This window comes from Micromonospora sp. NPDC051300, from assembly GCF_044455315.1.
GTDB lineage: Bacteria > Actinomycetota > Actinomycetes > Mycobacteriales > Micromonosporaceae > Micromonospora > Micromonospora robiginosa.
This window is the reverse complement of sequence record NZ_JBITEP010000037.1, coordinates 22,715-35,830: the sequence shown is the minus strand read 5'-3', so window position 1 is coordinate 35,830 and position 13,116 is coordinate 22,715. Positions and strand designations below refer to the sequence as shown.

The 13,116-nt window shown below is 75.0% G+C and carries 17 protein-coding genes; 9 read left to right on the top strand and 8 right to left on the bottom strand.

The genetic code is table 11. From position 1 onward, the window contains the following. The first annotated feature begins 143 nt into the window (after window positions 1-143). Window positions 144-920: a hypothetical protein gene (locus tag ACIA5A_RS27935; protein ID WP_396767414.1), complete on the top strand. Its 777-nt coding sequence runs from the start codon at window positions 144-146 to the stop codon at window positions 918-920. Beyond that, window positions 917-1,924, top strand: a complete 1,008-nt coding sequence (locus ACIA5A_RS27930; RefSeq protein WP_396767413.1) for a 3-dehydroquinate synthase family protein — start codon at window positions 917-919, stop codon at window positions 1,922-1,924. The genes ACIA5A_RS27935 and ACIA5A_RS27930 overlap by 4 nt, the downstream gene beginning before the upstream one ends. 263 nt (window positions 1,925-2,187) lie before the next feature. Here the strand turns inward: ACIA5A_RS27930 and ACIA5A_RS27925 are convergent, their stop codons facing one another. Genes ACIA5A_RS27925 through ACIA5A_RS27915 form a run of 3 tightly spaced genes read right to left on the bottom strand, consistent with a single transcriptional unit; the run spans window position 2,188 to window position 5,188 of the window. Continuing rightward, entirely contained in the window at window positions 2,188-2,877 is a 690-nt protein-coding gene (locus tag ACIA5A_RS27925; RefSeq protein ID WP_396767412.1) for an HAD-IA family hydrolase, read from the bottom strand. Between the two features lie 35 nt (window positions 2,878-2,912). Continuing rightward, window positions 2,913-4,034, bottom strand: a complete 1,122-nt coding sequence (locus tag ACIA5A_RS27920) for a Gfo/Idh/MocA family protein (RefSeq protein WP_396767411.1) — start codon at window positions 4,032-4,034, stop codon at window positions 2,913-2,915. Then, entirely contained in the window at window positions 4,031-5,188 is a 1,158-nt protein-coding gene (locus ACIA5A_RS27915) for a DegT/DnrJ/EryC1/StrS family aminotransferase (protein ID WP_396767410.1), read from the bottom strand. Before ACIA5A_RS27915 ends, ACIA5A_RS27920 begins: the two co-directional genes overlap by 4 nt. Before the next feature lie 182 nt (window positions 5,189-5,370). Here ACIA5A_RS27915 and ACIA5A_RS27910 point away from each other — a divergent pair, with 182 nt between their 5' ends. The 5 genes from ACIA5A_RS27910 to ACIA5A_RS27890 are packed head-to-tail and all read left to right on the top strand — an operon-like array spanning window position 5,371 to window position 8,516. After that, window positions 5,371-5,802, top strand: coding sequence for a type II 3-dehydroquinate dehydratase (locus tag ACIA5A_RS27910; RefSeq protein WP_396767409.1), 432 nt, complete (start codon window positions 5,371-5,373; stop codon window positions 5,800-5,802). A 54-nt stretch (window positions 5,803-5,856) separates the two neighbouring features. After that, window positions 5,857-6,210 (top strand): DoxX family protein, encoded by a 354-nt coding sequence (locus tag ACIA5A_RS27905; RefSeq protein WP_396767408.1) that lies wholly within the window; start codon window positions 5,857-5,859, stop codon window positions 6,208-6,210. Between the two features lie 7 nt (window positions 6,211-6,217). Then, window positions 6,218-7,159: an ROK family protein gene (locus tag ACIA5A_RS27900; protein ID WP_396767407.1), complete on the top strand. Its 942-nt coding sequence runs from the start codon at window positions 6,218-6,220 to the stop codon at window positions 7,157-7,159. Then, the gene (locus ACIA5A_RS27895; protein WP_396767406.1) at window positions 7,156-7,728 is read left to right on the top strand and encodes an NADPH-dependent FMN reductase; all 573 of its coding nucleotides are present in this window, start codon (window positions 7,156-7,158) and stop codon (window positions 7,726-7,728) included. Before ACIA5A_RS27900 ends, ACIA5A_RS27895 begins: the two co-directional genes overlap by 4 nt. Beyond that, window positions 7,725-8,516: a shikimate dehydrogenase family protein gene (locus ACIA5A_RS27890; RefSeq protein ID WP_396767405.1), complete on the top strand. Its 792-nt coding sequence runs from the start codon at window positions 7,725-7,727 to the stop codon at window positions 8,514-8,516. Before ACIA5A_RS27895 ends, ACIA5A_RS27890 begins: the two co-directional genes overlap by 4 nt. Window positions 8,517-8,540: 24 nt before the next feature. On the opposite strand, the gene ACIA5A_RS27885 is transcribed toward ACIA5A_RS27890, so the two are convergent. From ACIA5A_RS27885 to ACIA5A_RS27875, 3 genes are all read right to left on the bottom strand, one after another. Next, window positions 8,541-9,185, bottom strand: a complete 645-nt coding sequence (locus tag ACIA5A_RS27885) for a dihydrofolate reductase family protein (RefSeq protein ID WP_396767404.1) — start codon at window positions 9,183-9,185, stop codon at window positions 8,541-8,543. Between the two features lie 73 nt (window positions 9,186-9,258). Beyond that, complete coding sequence (locus ACIA5A_RS27880; protein WP_396767403.1) at window positions 9,259-9,453, bottom strand: DUF397 domain-containing protein; 195 nt, start codon at window positions 9,451-9,453, stop codon at window positions 9,259-9,261. Further along, window positions 9,440-10,246 (bottom strand): helix-turn-helix domain-containing protein, encoded by an 807-nt coding sequence (locus ACIA5A_RS27875; protein ID WP_396767402.1) that lies wholly within the window; start codon window positions 10,244-10,246, stop codon window positions 9,440-9,442. Before ACIA5A_RS27875 ends, ACIA5A_RS27880 begins: the two co-directional genes overlap by 14 nt. A gap of 148 nt (window positions 10,247-10,394) precedes the next feature. Here ACIA5A_RS27875 and ACIA5A_RS27870 point away from each other — a divergent pair, with 148 nt between their 5' ends. Together ACIA5A_RS27870 and ACIA5A_RS27865 are read left to right on the top strand one after the other, a co-directional pair. Beyond that, complete coding sequence (locus tag ACIA5A_RS27870; protein WP_396767401.1) at window positions 10,395-10,778, top strand: hypothetical protein; 384 nt, start codon at window positions 10,395-10,397, stop codon at window positions 10,776-10,778. Next, window positions 10,775-11,044, top strand: coding sequence for a hypothetical protein (locus ACIA5A_RS27865; protein WP_396767400.1), 270 nt, complete (start codon window positions 10,775-10,777; stop codon window positions 11,042-11,044). The genes ACIA5A_RS27870 and ACIA5A_RS27865 overlap by 4 nt, the downstream gene beginning before the upstream one ends. On the opposite strand, the gene ACIA5A_RS27860 is transcribed toward ACIA5A_RS27865, so the two are convergent. Next, the gene (locus tag ACIA5A_RS27860) at window positions 11,045-11,521 is read right to left on the bottom strand and encodes a hypothetical protein (protein WP_396767399.1); all 477 of its coding nucleotides are present in this window, start codon (window positions 11,519-11,521) and stop codon (window positions 11,045-11,047) included. A gap of 452 nt (window positions 11,522-11,973) precedes the next feature. Continuing rightward, window positions 11,974-13,110: an FUSC family protein gene (locus tag ACIA5A_RS27855; RefSeq protein WP_396767398.1), complete on the bottom strand. Its 1,137-nt coding sequence runs from the start codon at window positions 13,108-13,110 to the stop codon at window positions 11,974-11,976. Window positions 13,111-13,116: the final 6 nt, after the last annotated feature.

Here is a 13,116-nt window from a genome sequence, read left to right as displayed (position 1 = left end):
AGCCCCCCGGCGGCGACCTACCCCTGTCGCCCCCTAACCGGACCCCGGTTCCGGCCCGCGCGCGGGCTCTCCGGCGGGCCGGCGCGGCCATGATGGGCACGCCCCGAGGACGCCGCGTACCCACCGCCGACAGTCGAGGTGCCATGGAACGCTCCTGGTTGTTCGCCGACCTCGCCGTGCCCGGCGGGGGATGCGTCGACGCGCGGGCGGCCGAGGTGGTCGGCACGGTGCTGGCGGGGCTGGTGGCCGAGCTGCGCGCCGCCGACCCGGGCGGCTGCTGGTTCTTCGACCGGCTCGACTTCCCCGGCCCGACCCGGTTGCGGCTGGGCCTGCACGCCGGGCCCGCCGCGCTCGACCTGGCCCGCGACCGGCTCGGCCCGGTGGCCCGGCCGGCGCCACCGGCGTACGCGGTGCGCGACCCGGCCCGGGGCGGACCGCTCGCCCACGCCGGCAGCGAGGTGGCGCTGGGCCTGCTCGGCGGTGAGCCGCCGTGGCTGGCCGGGTTGGAGCTGCCGCTCGCGGTGGCACACCTGCGGCACCTGTGCGGCCTGCTGCCGGCCGGCGACCGGGCGGCCTTCCTGTTCCTGCACTGGCAGGACCGCAGCCGCGCGCTGACCGGGGCGCAGCGCCGGGACCTCGCCGCCCAGGCGCAGGCCGGCGTGGACAAGATCGTGCTGGCCGCCGCCGACCTGCCGCTCGCCGACGATCCGGTGTCGGTGGCCTGGCGCGGCTATCTGGACCGGGTCACCGAGGTGGTCGCCGAGGACCACCCGGCCGCGCCGCGCGGCTTCCTGGTCGCCGAGCACGCCCAGCTCAGCCACCGCCGCTGGGGCATCGACCCGGCCGTCGACTCGCTCGCCGCGCTGGCGTTGCGGCTGGCCGGGCAGAGCGTCGCCGCGACACGTGGGAGGGCCGGATGACAGTGGAACGCGTCGACGTGGAGCTGGGCGAGCGCGCGTACCCGGTGCTCGTGGGCCCGGGCGTGCGGCACCGGCTGGCCGCGGAGGTGGCCCGGCTCGGCGCCCGCCGGGTCGTGGTGGTGTCCGCCCGGCCGCCGGAGTGGACGCCCGACCCGGGTGTGCCGCACCGGGTGGTGCCGGCCCGCGACGGCGAGCACGACAAGACGCTGTCCACCGTGGAGGCACTGGGCCGGGCGTTCGCCGAGTTCGGGCTGACCCGCGCGGACGCGGTGGTCTCCTGCGGCGGTGGCACCACCACCGACGTGGTGGGCCTGGCCGCCGGCCTCTACCACCGGGGCGTCGCGGTGATCCACGTGCCGACGTCGCTGCTGGCCCAGGTGGACGCCAGCGTGGGCGGCAAGACGGCGGTGAACCTGCCGGAGGGCAAGAACCTCGTCGGCGTCTACTGGCAGCCGCGCGCGGTGCTCTGCGACACCGAGCACCTGACCACGCTGCCGGAGGTGGAGCGGCGCAACGGCTACGGCGAGATCGCCCGCGCGCACTTCATCGGTGCCGGCGACCTGCGCGGCCGGACGGTGACCGAGCAGATCACCGCGTGCGTGGCGCTCAAGGCCCGGGTGGTCGCCGCCGACGAGCGCGACGCCGGGCTGCGGCACATCCTGAACTACGGTCACACGCTCGGCCACGCGCTGGAGCGGGCCACCGACTTCCGGCTGCGGCACGGCGAGGCGGTCGGCGTGGGCACGGTGTTCGCCGGGCGGCTGGCCGGCCGGCTCGGTCGGATTCCCGCCGAGCGGGTGGCCGAGCACCACGAGGTGGTGGCCGGCTACGGCCTGGACACCGCGCTCCCGTCCGGCGTGGACGCCGACGAGCTGATCGCGTTCATGCGCCGGGACAAGAAGTCCACCGCCGGCCTGACCTTCGTGCTGGACGGCGAGCGCGGTCCCGAGTTGGTCCCGGACGTGCCGGAGACCGAGGTCCGCGCCGCCCTGGCCGAGATGTAGGCGGTACGCGACCCGGGGCGATCCGCGACGTACGTGGGTCGAGGCCCGACGCCCTCATCCGGCCCGTGGGTGGAACGCCATGGGTGTCTCCGGCCTGTTTTGACGCCCATGGCGTTCCACTCGTGGTCCAGCCGGCCCGCGGGTGGAACGGCATGGGTGCATCTCCGGGCGTTGGGGGCGCACAATGCGGGGATGAGCGAACCGGTCGAGTCGTTCAACGACGAGGAATACGCGTTCCTGCCTCACCACCGGCGGGTCGTGCCTCAGCGCACCGCCGGGCAGTGCGTGAGCAGTTCCTCCGGCTTGTGCGCCACCAGGTCGGGGCCGGCGGCCAGCAGCGCGCTCACGTCACCGCCGTGCCAGGTGGTGGCCACCGTGGTCACCCCGGCGTCGCGGCCGCTGGTCAGGTCCGTGATCGCGTCGCCGACCATCATCGCCACGCCCGGCGGCATGTCGAGCAGTTCCAGCGCGCGCAGCACGATGTCCGGCGCCGGCTTGGGCCGGGGCACCTCGTCCGAGCCGATCACGTGGTCGAAGAGCCCGAGCACGCCGAGCAGGTCCAGCAGCGACCGGGCGCGTGGGCCGCTCTTGCCGGTGGCGACCGCCATCCGGACGCCGCGCTCGTGCAGCGCCTCGAGCGTGTCGCGGACGCCGGGGAACAGCGGCACCCGGTGCGCCAGCCGGTAGCTCTCCCGGACGAACGGCGCCTCCATCTCCAGCGGCAGCCCCATCAGCCGCATGATGTCCGGGAAGTACCGTCCCATGTGCTTGTTGTACTCCTCGAACGGCGCCGGCCCGGCGCCCACCACCTCGGCGTACGCGACGCTGAACGCCTCGCGCATCACCGCCGAGCTGTCGACCACGACCCCGTCGAGGTCGAACACGACAGCGCGGATCGGGCCCGGACGCGGGGCGAGGACGGCGGCGCCGAGTGTCGACGGCGGCTGGCTCATGGCTGCTCCCGAAGGGTGAGGTCGCCCGGTGGTTCTCACCGGTCGCGCGCTCCCGCCAGCGCGGGCACCGGCGGGGTGGGCCGGGCGCAGCGGTAGACGCGTTCGATGGCGTCGATGGTGCGGCGGGCGTCGGCGGCGGCCACGCCCCGGTTGGCCTGGTCGGCGAGCAGGCCGGGCAGCGCGTCGAGCTGCCTGTCGTACTCGGCCCCGATGGTCTCGGCGGGCAGCGGCAGCGTGACGGTCTCGCCGTCGCTGGTACGGATCAGCTCCGGCGCGCCGACCCGGTTCGGGCTGAACCCGAACGTGCAGCGCAGCGTCGCCGAGCCGTGGGTGCCGTGCACCGAGATGGTGGTGCGGTCGGTCGCCTCGTGCGACGCCCAGCAGGCGTGCAGCGCGGCGGACGCGCCGTCGGCGGTGAGCAGGAACGCGCGGGCGGTGTCCTCGACGTCGCCGCGTCCACCGCACCCGGCGGTGCCGCGCCAGGCGGCCTGCGCGGCGCCGTCGTTGACGAAGTCGTCGGAGACGCTGCCGACCACGTGCGCGATCGGCGCCGGTCCGAGCAGGGGCAGCACCGTGTCGAGCAGGTGCCAGCCCAGGTCGACGAGCGCGCCGCCGCCGGAGAGGTCCCGCCGGGTGAACCAGCCGCCGGCGTCGGGCACCCCGCGGGCGCGTACCCAGGCGACGTCGACGTGCCGGACCGGGCCGAGGTCCACCACGGCCCGCAGCAGGGCCCGCACGTCGGCGCGGTAGCGGGCGGCGCTGCCGGCGAGCAGCACCGCGCCGCCGGCGCGCTCGGCGTCGGCCAGGTCGTCGGCCTCGGCGGAGGTGAGGCAGACCGGCTTCTCCAGGAACACCGGTACGCCCCGACGCAGCAGCCGGGCCGCGACGGCGGCGTGCAGGTGGTTGGGGACGGCCACCACCACCAGGTCGGCGGCGTCGGCGGGCAGGTCGGCGACGTCGGCGTACGCGTCGGGCACGCCGTGCGCGGCGCGGGCGGTGTCCCGGGCGGCGGCGTCCGGGTCGACCACCGCGGTCACCGTGAACCGGTGGTGCGCGGCGAGCCGGGGCAGCCAGATCTGCCGCCCGGCCCAGCCGAGACCGGCCACCGCGACCCGGACGGTATGCCCCGGCGCGGCGGCCGGCTGCGGCCCGGTCATCCGGCCAGCACGTCGGCGAGCACGGCGGCGATCCGGTGCATCTGCTCCTCGGTGCCGAGCAGCGTGCGGTGGTGCAGCCAGACGCAGTCGGCGTGGATCTGCTCGACGTTCGGGCACCGTTCGGCGATCTGCTCGGCGGTCTCGTCCGGCGCGCCGGCCAGCCAGAAGCCCTCGCAGCGGTAGATGGCGCGGAACGCCACGAACGCCGGGACGCCCCTGGCGATCAGCTCGTCGACCACGGCCCGGCGGCGTGCCGGCGTGATGCCGGGGATCCGGAACATGGCCATGTAGTGCGGGTTGCGGTCGCCGCGCGGGTCGCGTCCCTGCGGCACCACGCCGGGGATCTCGGCGAGCAGGCTGGCCAGCAACGGCCAGCGCTGCTCGCGCACCGCGATCTGACCGTCCAGCCGGGACAGTTGGGCGCGCAGCACGGCGGCGCTGAACTCGTTCATCCGGTAGTTCGACCCGGTGGTGCGGTGCAGGTAGTCGCGGTCGGTGCGGGGCCGGCCGCAACTGTGCACCAGGAACGCCTTCTCGTAGCTCTCCTCGTCGGGGAAGAGCACCGCGCCGCCCTCGCCGGCGGTCATCAGCTTGCCGTTCTGGAAGCTGAAGGCGGCGACGGAGCCGAGTTCGCCGACCCGCCGGCCCTGCCACTGCGCGCCGTGCGCGTGCGCGGCGTCCTGGAGCAGCGCGACGCCGGCGTCGGAGGTGATCTTGTCGAGCGCGTCCATGTCGGCGAACTGGCCGGCCATGTGCACCGGCATCACCACGCGGGTGCGGTCGGTGATGGCGGCGGCCACCGCGTCCGGGTCGACGCAGTAGGTGTCCAGGTCCACGTCGACCGGCACGGCCACCGCGCCGAGGCGCTGCGCGGCCAGCGACGAGGAGATGAAGGTGAAGGCGGGGACGATGACCTCGGTGCCCGGTCCGACGCCCAGCACCTCCAGCGCCACCTCCAGCGCGTGCGTGCCGTTGGTGACGGCCAGCGCGTGCGACGACCCGTGGTACGCGGCGAACTCGGCCTCGAACGTGTCGACCTCGTTGCCCCCGACGCGCCACCACTGGCCCTGTTCCAGGGCCCGGATGAGGCCGGTCCGTTCCTCGTCGCCGAACTGCGGCCACTCGGGGAACTCCGGCGCCGACAGATCACTCATGATGTCCCACTCCCTGATCCAGATCGGAACGGCCCGGCTGGACGCTAACCGAGCCGACACGGCGCTGACCTCCCCTAACGGCCCCTAGCCGCCCCTAACCGCCCCCTGCCGGCGGGGCTTCGCGCGGGGGCGGCGTCGATACTCCGATGGTCTGTCGTCGTCCGATTCCGGTGAGGTGCAACGTGCCCGAGGTGCTCCTGCTCAACGGCCCGAACCTGGGCATCCTCGGCAGCCGCGAACCGGAGATCTACGGCACCGACACGCTGGCGGACATCGAGCGGGCGGTCGGCGAGGAGGTCGCCGGTCGGGGGTGGCGGGTCGTCGCGAGACAGCACGACTGCGAGGGCGAGATGATCCGTACCATCCAGGACAGTTATGAGACGGTGGGCGCGATCGTGAACCCGGGCGCGTTGATGATCGCCGGTTGGAGTCTGCGCGACGCGCTGGCCAACTATCCCCGCCCGTGGCTGGAGGTCCACTTGTCCAACGTGTGGGCCCGGGAGAGCTTCCGGCACGAGTCGGTGCTCGCCCCGTTGGCTGCGGGGGTGATCGTGGGCCTCGGCGCGCTCGGCTACCGGCTGGCGGCCCGCGCGCTCGTCGCGACCGTGTCCTGACCGTCCACCCCGTACCGGTCGTCCGCCGCGACGACCCGACCCCCGAGGAACCCCGTGACCGTCGCGATCATCGTTCTCACCATCCTGCTGGCCATCATCCTGATCCCGCTGGCCGTGCAGAAGCTCACCGGCAACGCGCAGATGCGCGAGCGGATGTCGCACCTCGGCGTTTCCGCCGGGCTGACCCGCGTCATCGGCCTGCTGGAGCTGGCCGGCGTCGCCGGGCTGCTGCTGGGCCTGAAGTTCTGGCAGCTCGGCCTGCTCGCCGCGGTGGGCGTCACCGTGCTGCTGATCGCCGCCGTGGCCTACCACCTGCGCGCCAAGGACGACGGCAAGGTGATCATGGTGCCGTTGTTCTTCGCGTTCGCCTCGGCCGCGCTGGCGTTCCTGCACCTGCTGGCGCACTGAGGCCGGCGTGACGGGCGGGCCGGGCGCCGCGCTGCTGGGCGTCGACGTCGGGGGCACGAAGGTCGCGCTGCGCGCCGAGGCGGCCGGCCGGCCCGCGTACGAACGGATCGTCACCTGGCCGGCCGGCGCGGACCCGGCCGCCGACCTGGCGGTGCTGGCCGCCGAGGTGGCCGCGCTGCGCGCCGGCTTCGGCCCGGTCGGCGCGGTCGGCGTGGCCATGCCGGCGACCGTCGACCGGTCCGGCGTCGTCGTGGCCTGGCCCGGCCGGCCGAGCTGGGTCGGCCTGGACCTGGCCGGCGCGCTGCGTCGCCTGTTCCCCGACACCCCGACCGGGTACGCCGACGACGGCGACCTGGCGGCGCTGGCCGAGGCCCGGCACGCGGGCCGCGCCGACGTGCTCTACCTCGGCGTCGGCACCGGCGTCGGCGGCGGGATCGTGCTCGGTGGGCGCAACGCCCCGGCCGGTGCGTCCGCCGAGGTCGGACACATGGTGGTCGACCTGGGCGGGGACCGGTGCGACTGCGGACGGTCCGGCTGCCTCCAGGCGGTCGCGTCCGGGCCGGCCACGCTGCGTCGCGCGGCCCGGCTGCGCGGCGGGCCGGTCGACCACCACCGGCTGCGCGCCGGACTCGACGACTGTCGACAGTGGGCAGTGGCCGCGATCGAGCCGTCCTGCGTGGCGCTGGCCGCCGCGGTGGTGAGCCTCGGCGAACTGCTCGCCACCGACCTGGCGATCGTCGGCGGCGGATTCGCCACCGGGCTGCCCGATTTCGTGCCGCAGGTCGGGCGGCTCGCCGTCGGCCGACCGGGACGGCCCGCGCCCCGCGTCGTCGCCGCCGCGCTCGGCGGGCTCTCCTCGCTGCACGGCGCGCTGCACCTCGCCCGCGACCTCGCGGGCACCCCGGTCCCGGTCGGGGTCGGGCACTCGACCAGGGAGAACAGCCAATGATCAGGATCGGGGTCGTCGCCGGCAGCACCCGCCCGGGCCGCAAGGCCGACGCGGTGGCCCGCTGGGTACGCGACATCGCCGCCGCCCGCGCCGACGTCGAGGCGGAAGTCGTCGACCTGGCGGACCATCCGCTGCCCCACTTCGCCGAGCCGCTGCCCCCGTCGATGGCGCCGTCGAGCCGGCCGGCGATCCGCCGGTGGGGCGCTGTCGTCGGCGCGCTGGACGCGTTCGTCTTCGTCACCCCGGAGTACAACCACTCGATCCCGGGTGTGCTCAAGGACGCCGTCGACGCGCTCTACCAGGAATGGCACCACAAGCCGGCCGGGCTGGTCGGCTACGGCGTGCACGGCGGCACCCGCGCCGCCGAGCACCTACGGCTGGTGCTCGGGCAGGTGTCGGTGCCGGTGGTCCGCTCCCAGGTGGCGCTCTCCCTGCACACCGACTTCGTGGCGTTCCGCGACTTCCGTCCCGGCCCGCACCAGCGGGAGGCGGTCGGCGCCATGCTGGACGAGGTGCTGGCCTGGGCGGGCGCGCTGCGGACGCTGCGCCACCCGCAGCCGGTGCGGTGAGCGCGATCGGCGGCGCCACCCGCCTCTACGCGCTGCTCGGCGACCCGATCGCCCAGGTGCGCGCGCCCGGCCTGCTCAACCCGGTGCTGGCCCGGCGGGGCACGGACGCGGTGCTGGTGCCGGTGCACGTGCCCGCCGCCGCGCTGCCGGAGGTGGTGGCCGGGCTGCGGCAGGTCACCAACCTGCACGGCATGCTGGTGACCGTGCCGCACAAGGCGGCGGTGCTCCGCCTCGCCGACCGGGCCACCGACCGGGCCGTCCGGGCCGGCAGCGTCAACGCGCTGCGCCGCGAGGCGGACGGCACCTGGACGGCGGACACGTTCGACGGCGACGGGTTCGTACGCGGCCTGGTCGCGGCCGGGCACGACCCGCGCGACAGGCGGGCCTGCCTGGTGGGCGCCGGCGGCGCGGGAAGCGCCATCGCGGTGGCGCTGCTCGACGCCGGGGTGGCCGAGCTGTACCTGGCCGACACCGACCCGGCCCGGCTGGCCACGCTCGGCGGGCGGCTGTCGGCCGCGTACCCGGGTCGGGTCCACGCGGCGGCCCGGCCGCGACTGGCCGACGTCGACCTCGCGGTCAACGCGACACCCGTCGGGCTGCGCCCGGGTGACCCGCCGCCGTTCCCGGTGTCGGAGCTGCCGGCGCGGGCGGTGGTCGCGGACATCATCATGTCCCCCGCGGAGACGGCACTGCTGCGCGCCGCCCGCGACCGGGGCCTGCCCGCGCATCCCGGTGAACCCATGCTGGCCCACCAGATCGACGGCTATCTCGACTTCTTCGGCCTCTGAGCCACCGCCGCGCCCGACCCCCGGTCAGCCGTCGTCCCCGACGCCGCGGTCGGGCGCGCCCATGTCGCCCGTCCCCGGCGTGCCGTCGGCGAGCCCGTAGCGCAGGTAGACGGTGCCCTTCGCATTGGCGACCGGCGGTTCCAGGAGCGTGACGTTGGTGGGCACCGCCCCGCCGTCGAACACCTTCTTGCCGACGCCGAGCAGGATCGGGTGCACCCAGAGGTCGATCCGGTCGAACAGCTTCTCCCGCAGCAGCGTCTGCACCAGGTCGAGGCTGCCGACGACCTTCACGTTCTGGTGCCGGTCCCGCACCTCGCGTACCGCCGTGGCCAGGTCCGGGCCGAGTTTGGTGGACCCCTGCCACGACAGGTCCGGCCGGCCCCGGGAGGCCACGTACTTCGGGATGCGGTTGAAGAGCGTGGCGATCGCGTTGTCCTCGCCGCCCTCCTGGTGCGGCCAGTAGGCGGCGAAGATGTCGTAGGTCCGCCGGCCGAGCAGCAGCGCGTCCGTGCCCTCGTACGCCTTCATGACCTGCGCGCCGGTCGCCTCGTCCAGCAGCGGCGCCTGCCAGCCGCCGAACGGGAACCCCTCCGGGTCCTCCTCCGGGCTGCCGGGCGACTGCGCCACGAAGTCCAGGGTGGTGAACAGCTCGATCTGGATGACGCCCATGTCGTACTCCCGGGTGCTCGGTTCTCTCAGTCGGGAGGTAGACCGGCGTCCCCGGCCGAAGTCATCGCACGGCTCACCGGGGGCGAGCGGCGGCGGACGTGACGAACGCGCGCCACGCCGCCGGGGCGAAGGCGAGCGCCGGGCCCGTCGGGTCCTTGGAGTCGCGGACCGCGACGACGCCGGGCAGGTTGTCGGCCACCTCGACGCAGTTCCCGCCGCTCGCGCCGCTGCGGGTCGACGTGCGCCACCGAGCGTTACCGAGGTCCATGCTGGTTCTCCACTTCCTTCAGCAGGTCGATGGACTGCCGGCGCGGTAGGGCCTCGTTCCGCACGCTCTCCCATCGCGCCTGAAGAGTAGCCACGTCATCGTCCTTGTCGACCACGTCCCCGCCGAGTTGGTTCTCCAGGTGTCCCACCCACACGCCGTCGCTCGACCTCGCCAGCGCGAACGGCCCGGACAGCCCGACGTGCAGACCGCTGTCGCACGGGATGACGTGGATGTGCACGTGTGGCAGTTCGGCGAGCCCGATGAGGTGGGCGATCTGCTGCGACATGATCCCCGCGAGTCCGTCACCACCCCGACGAACGGCAGCCTCGTCGATCACGGCGACGAACTGCGGTGGTCGCTCCCCGGTGAGGATCCCCTGCCGATCCATCCGCGTCGACACCCGATGCTCCACCTCGGCGTCGGTGAGACTGTCGACGGTGCGGAGCACGACGCGCGCGTAGTGCTCCACCTGGAGGAGCCCCGGGATCAGGTTGGGCTCGAAGTAGCGTAGTTGGGTCGCGCCGCGTTCGGCGTCGAGCCACGGCCGGAACCACGCCGGCGTGCCCAGTTCGGTCGCCAGTCGCTCGAAGAGCCCTCCGTTGCGGACCGCCCGGTCCGCGCCCCGGATGAAGTCGACGGTGAGCGCGCGGGTGCCGCTCTCCACGGCGCTGACGTGCGACGCGCTGAAGCCGGCGTGCGTGCCGAAGGCCTCCTGCGTCATCCCCGACGCGCCCCGGGCACGGCGGATCTCGGCAACGATGAAGCCCGCCACGGGCCCCGGGACCTCGGCCATCCAGTGTGCTCCAGATCAGAGATCGACAATTCACGGCCCTCCCACCGGCCGGGCGGTTCTCCCAGCTCCCGCCGGACCTCGGGGAACCCTTCCGACCGTAGTGCCTCCACAGCAGAGTGTCACCAACGTTCCGTGGAGGGAGGGCGCCGTGCCCGACGAGAATCCCCTGCCGCCGCGCGCCGGACGGCCGCCCGTGCCGTCGTCGCGCCGGTCGAGCGAGCCGGCCGTCGCGCCGTACCGTCGCCTGCCGCGCCGGGTCGTGCCGCCGGTCGCCCACCGCGCCCGTGGGCCGGCCTGGGTGTGCGACGGGTGCGGGCAGGACTGGCCCTGCCCGGCGCTGCGGTCCGTCCCCACGGACGCGGCCCGGCGGGCGACGCTGCTGCCGGAGTTCGCCCGGGTCACCCGCCACGCGCTGCGCGACCTGCGCGGCCGGCCCGGCGGGCCGGATCCGGTGACGATCGTCCGCCGGTTCCTGTGGTTCCTGCCGCTGAGCGACGAGGAGGCCCGCGCGGTGGCGCTGAGGTTGCGGTGAGCCTGCCCGGGGACGGGCATCGGCCGGTACGCCCGATCTGGCTCTGCCACCACGACGGACTCCCCTGGCCGTGCCCGGCCGCGCGGGCCGGGCTGCTGCGGGAGTACGCCGGCGACACCGTCGGGTTGGCCGTCGACCTGGCCGGGGCGCTGCACGACGCGGTCGGCGACCTCTATGCGCTGGACCCGCACGACGGGCCGGACCCGGCCGTGCTGTGGGACCGCTTCCTGTCGTGGCTCGACCGCTCCCGCCGCGCGCCGCCCTGACTAGTCGACGGCCAACTGCTGCCGCAGGCGGTCCAACCCGCCCCGGATCAGCATGCCGTAGCCGTCGTCGCCGAGAGCGCCGATCCCCGCCTCCGCATGTCGCAGGTGCTCCCGGGCGCGGTCGAGGTCACCGAGGCGGTTGTGGCACTCCGCCAGGTTGAGGTGCAGCGACGGATAGAGCGCGGCCACCGACAGCGGCACGCCCGACTCGGCCACCCGCGCGTCGGTGAGCCGGCCGGCCGCCGCGAGCGCCCGTTCGTCCCATCGCAGTTCCTCGCGGGCGTCGTCCTGCACGTCGGCCATCGCGTGCGCCAGGACGCACACGTGCAGCGGGTCGCCCCGCTCGCCGCCGATCTCGTCCCAGACCTCGGCGAACAGGTCGCGGGCGGCGTCCCGCTCACCCTGCTGGTGGTGCGCCTGCACGCCCTCGTTGATGCGGGCGAGGGTGGCGTCGGCGATCGTCGGCTGCTCGGGCACGGCCCATGCTAACCGCCGGCCGCCCACCCGCCGACGGCATCGGTCGATGCGTCACTGTCACCCCCCTCCCCCCGGAGACACCCACAGCGCTCCACCCGCCACCCCGCCGCCGCACTACTGGAACGCTGTGGGTGTCTCCACCCTCCGGAGACACCCACAGCGTTCCACCCACCAGCTCACCGAGCCGTGACCGGAACGCCATGGGTGCGTCCCGCTTCCCTGCATGGACTCGGTTTCTGCGGTATGACTCTCAGTCATAATTATGACTCTCAGTCATATCGGAAAAACCCCGGGTCTTTCCTAACGGCTCGAGGACCCCGGGAGGCTGGCCCCGTTACCGAAAGGCGAGAGCCTGGAGGCGCGGAGGCGCGGAGGCGCGGAGGCGCGGAGGCGAGGTCGGCGCCAGGGCGAGCGCCCGCCGGCGGCCGCGTACCGAAGGGCCCGGAGCGCCGCTAGGCGGAGAGCGCGCGGCCGGCGGCGGCCCGGCGGACCAGGCGGCGCGCCTCGTCCGGCGGCACGCCGGTGGCACGCAGCACGTCGTTGGCGGCGGTCCGCAACTGCGAGACCACGATGGTGCCGGAGAACCCGATGTCCTGGCGGCACGCCGCGCCGGCCTCGCGGACCGCCCGCAGCACCCGCTCCCGGGCCGCCAGCGGCTCCCGGGCGGCGAGGAACTCCCGGTGCAGCAACCGGATCGCCGCCCCGAAGTGCTCCAGCGCGGCCGGCAGGTCCGGTGGCACCGGCTCGTCGTCGCGCAGCGTGGTGCCGACCCGCCGGACCAGCGCGCGGCTGTTGCGGAACGCCCGGTCCAGGTGCTCGGCGCCCCGCCGGTACGCGGCCAGCGCCCGCCGGCGGCGCCACCGCACCGGGGAGAAGCGGACCACCTCGTCGGCGGCGCTCACCAGCTCGTCGATCCGGTCGAGTTCGGGTTCGGCGGCGCGCATCCGGGTCAGCACCGCGTCGGCGGCGCGCAGGTCGCCGCGGGCCAGCGCCTCCGCCGAGGCGGTCATCTCCCGGGCGAATATGTCCAGCGCGGGGTCGGCGACCCGGCGTACCGTGCGCAGCGGGTTGAGCGGCGCGAGCACCAGCACCACCAGCAGGCCGACCGCGCCGCCGACCAGCGCGTTGATCGTCCGGGGCAGCTCCAGGTCCGGCGAGACCGGGGTGAGCGTGGCGACCAGCACCGCCGTACCGCCGGCCTGGGTGACCAGCGCGCCGGTGCCCCGGACCAGCACCGCGGCGGTGACCGCCAGGAAGACGATCACGCCGGTCTGCCACGGGCCGGTGCCCAGCAGGTGGATCAGCGCGTCGCCGACGACGATGCCGAGGACCACGCCGACGACCAGCTCGACCGTGCGCCGGGTCCGCCCGCCCAACGAGGCTGCGATGACACCTACCGCCGCGGCGGGCGCGAACGTCGGGTCGGGGTTGCCGAGCGCCTCGCGCGCGATCAGCCACGCCAGCGCCGCGGCCAGGCCCGCCTGGACCGCCACGATGAAGTACGTGCGCAGCCGCTCCCGGCTGGCCCGTCCCGCCTCGCGTACCCGGTCGCCGGCTCCCCGCATGCGCCGGGGTACCCGCCGCCGCACGCTCGA

Excerpts from the sequence above, each read along its gene's own strand:
- ACIA5A_RS27880 (WP_396767403.1), bottom strand. The coding sequence starts at position 9,453 with ATGGACCTCGGTAACGCTCGGTGGCGCACGTCGACCCGCAGCGGCGCG.
- ACIA5A_RS27895 (WP_396767406.1), top strand. The coding sequence starts at position 7,156 with ATGATCAGGATCGGGGTCGTCGCCGGCAGCACCCGCCCGGGCCGCAAG.
- ACIA5A_RS27875 (WP_396767402.1), bottom strand. The coding sequence starts at position 10,246 with ATGGCCGAGGTCCCGGGGCCCGTGGCGGGCTTCATCGTTGCCGAGATC.
- ACIA5A_RS27925 (WP_396767412.1), bottom strand. The coding sequence starts at position 2,877 with ATGAGCCAGCCGCCGTCGACACTCGGCGCCGCCGTCCTCGCCCCGCGT.
- ACIA5A_RS27935 (WP_396767414.1), top strand. The coding sequence starts at position 144 with ATGGAACGCTCCTGGTTGTTCGCCGACCTCGCCGTGCCCGGCGGGGGA.
- ACIA5A_RS27920 (WP_396767411.1), bottom strand. The coding sequence starts at position 4,034 with ATGACCGGGCCGCAGCCGGCCGCCGCGCCGGGGCATACCGTCCGGGTC.
- ACIA5A_RS27930 (WP_396767413.1), top strand. The coding sequence starts at position 917 with ATGACAGTGGAACGCGTCGACGTGGAGCTGGGCGAGCGCGCGTACCCG.
- ACIA5A_RS27915 (WP_396767410.1), bottom strand. The coding sequence starts at position 5,188 with ATGAGTGATCTGTCGGCGCCGGAGTTCCCCGAGTGGCCGCAGTTCGGC.
- ACIA5A_RS27885 (WP_396767404.1), bottom strand. The coding sequence starts at position 9,185 with ATGGGCGTCATCCAGATCGAGCTGTTCACCACCCTGGACTTCGTGGCG.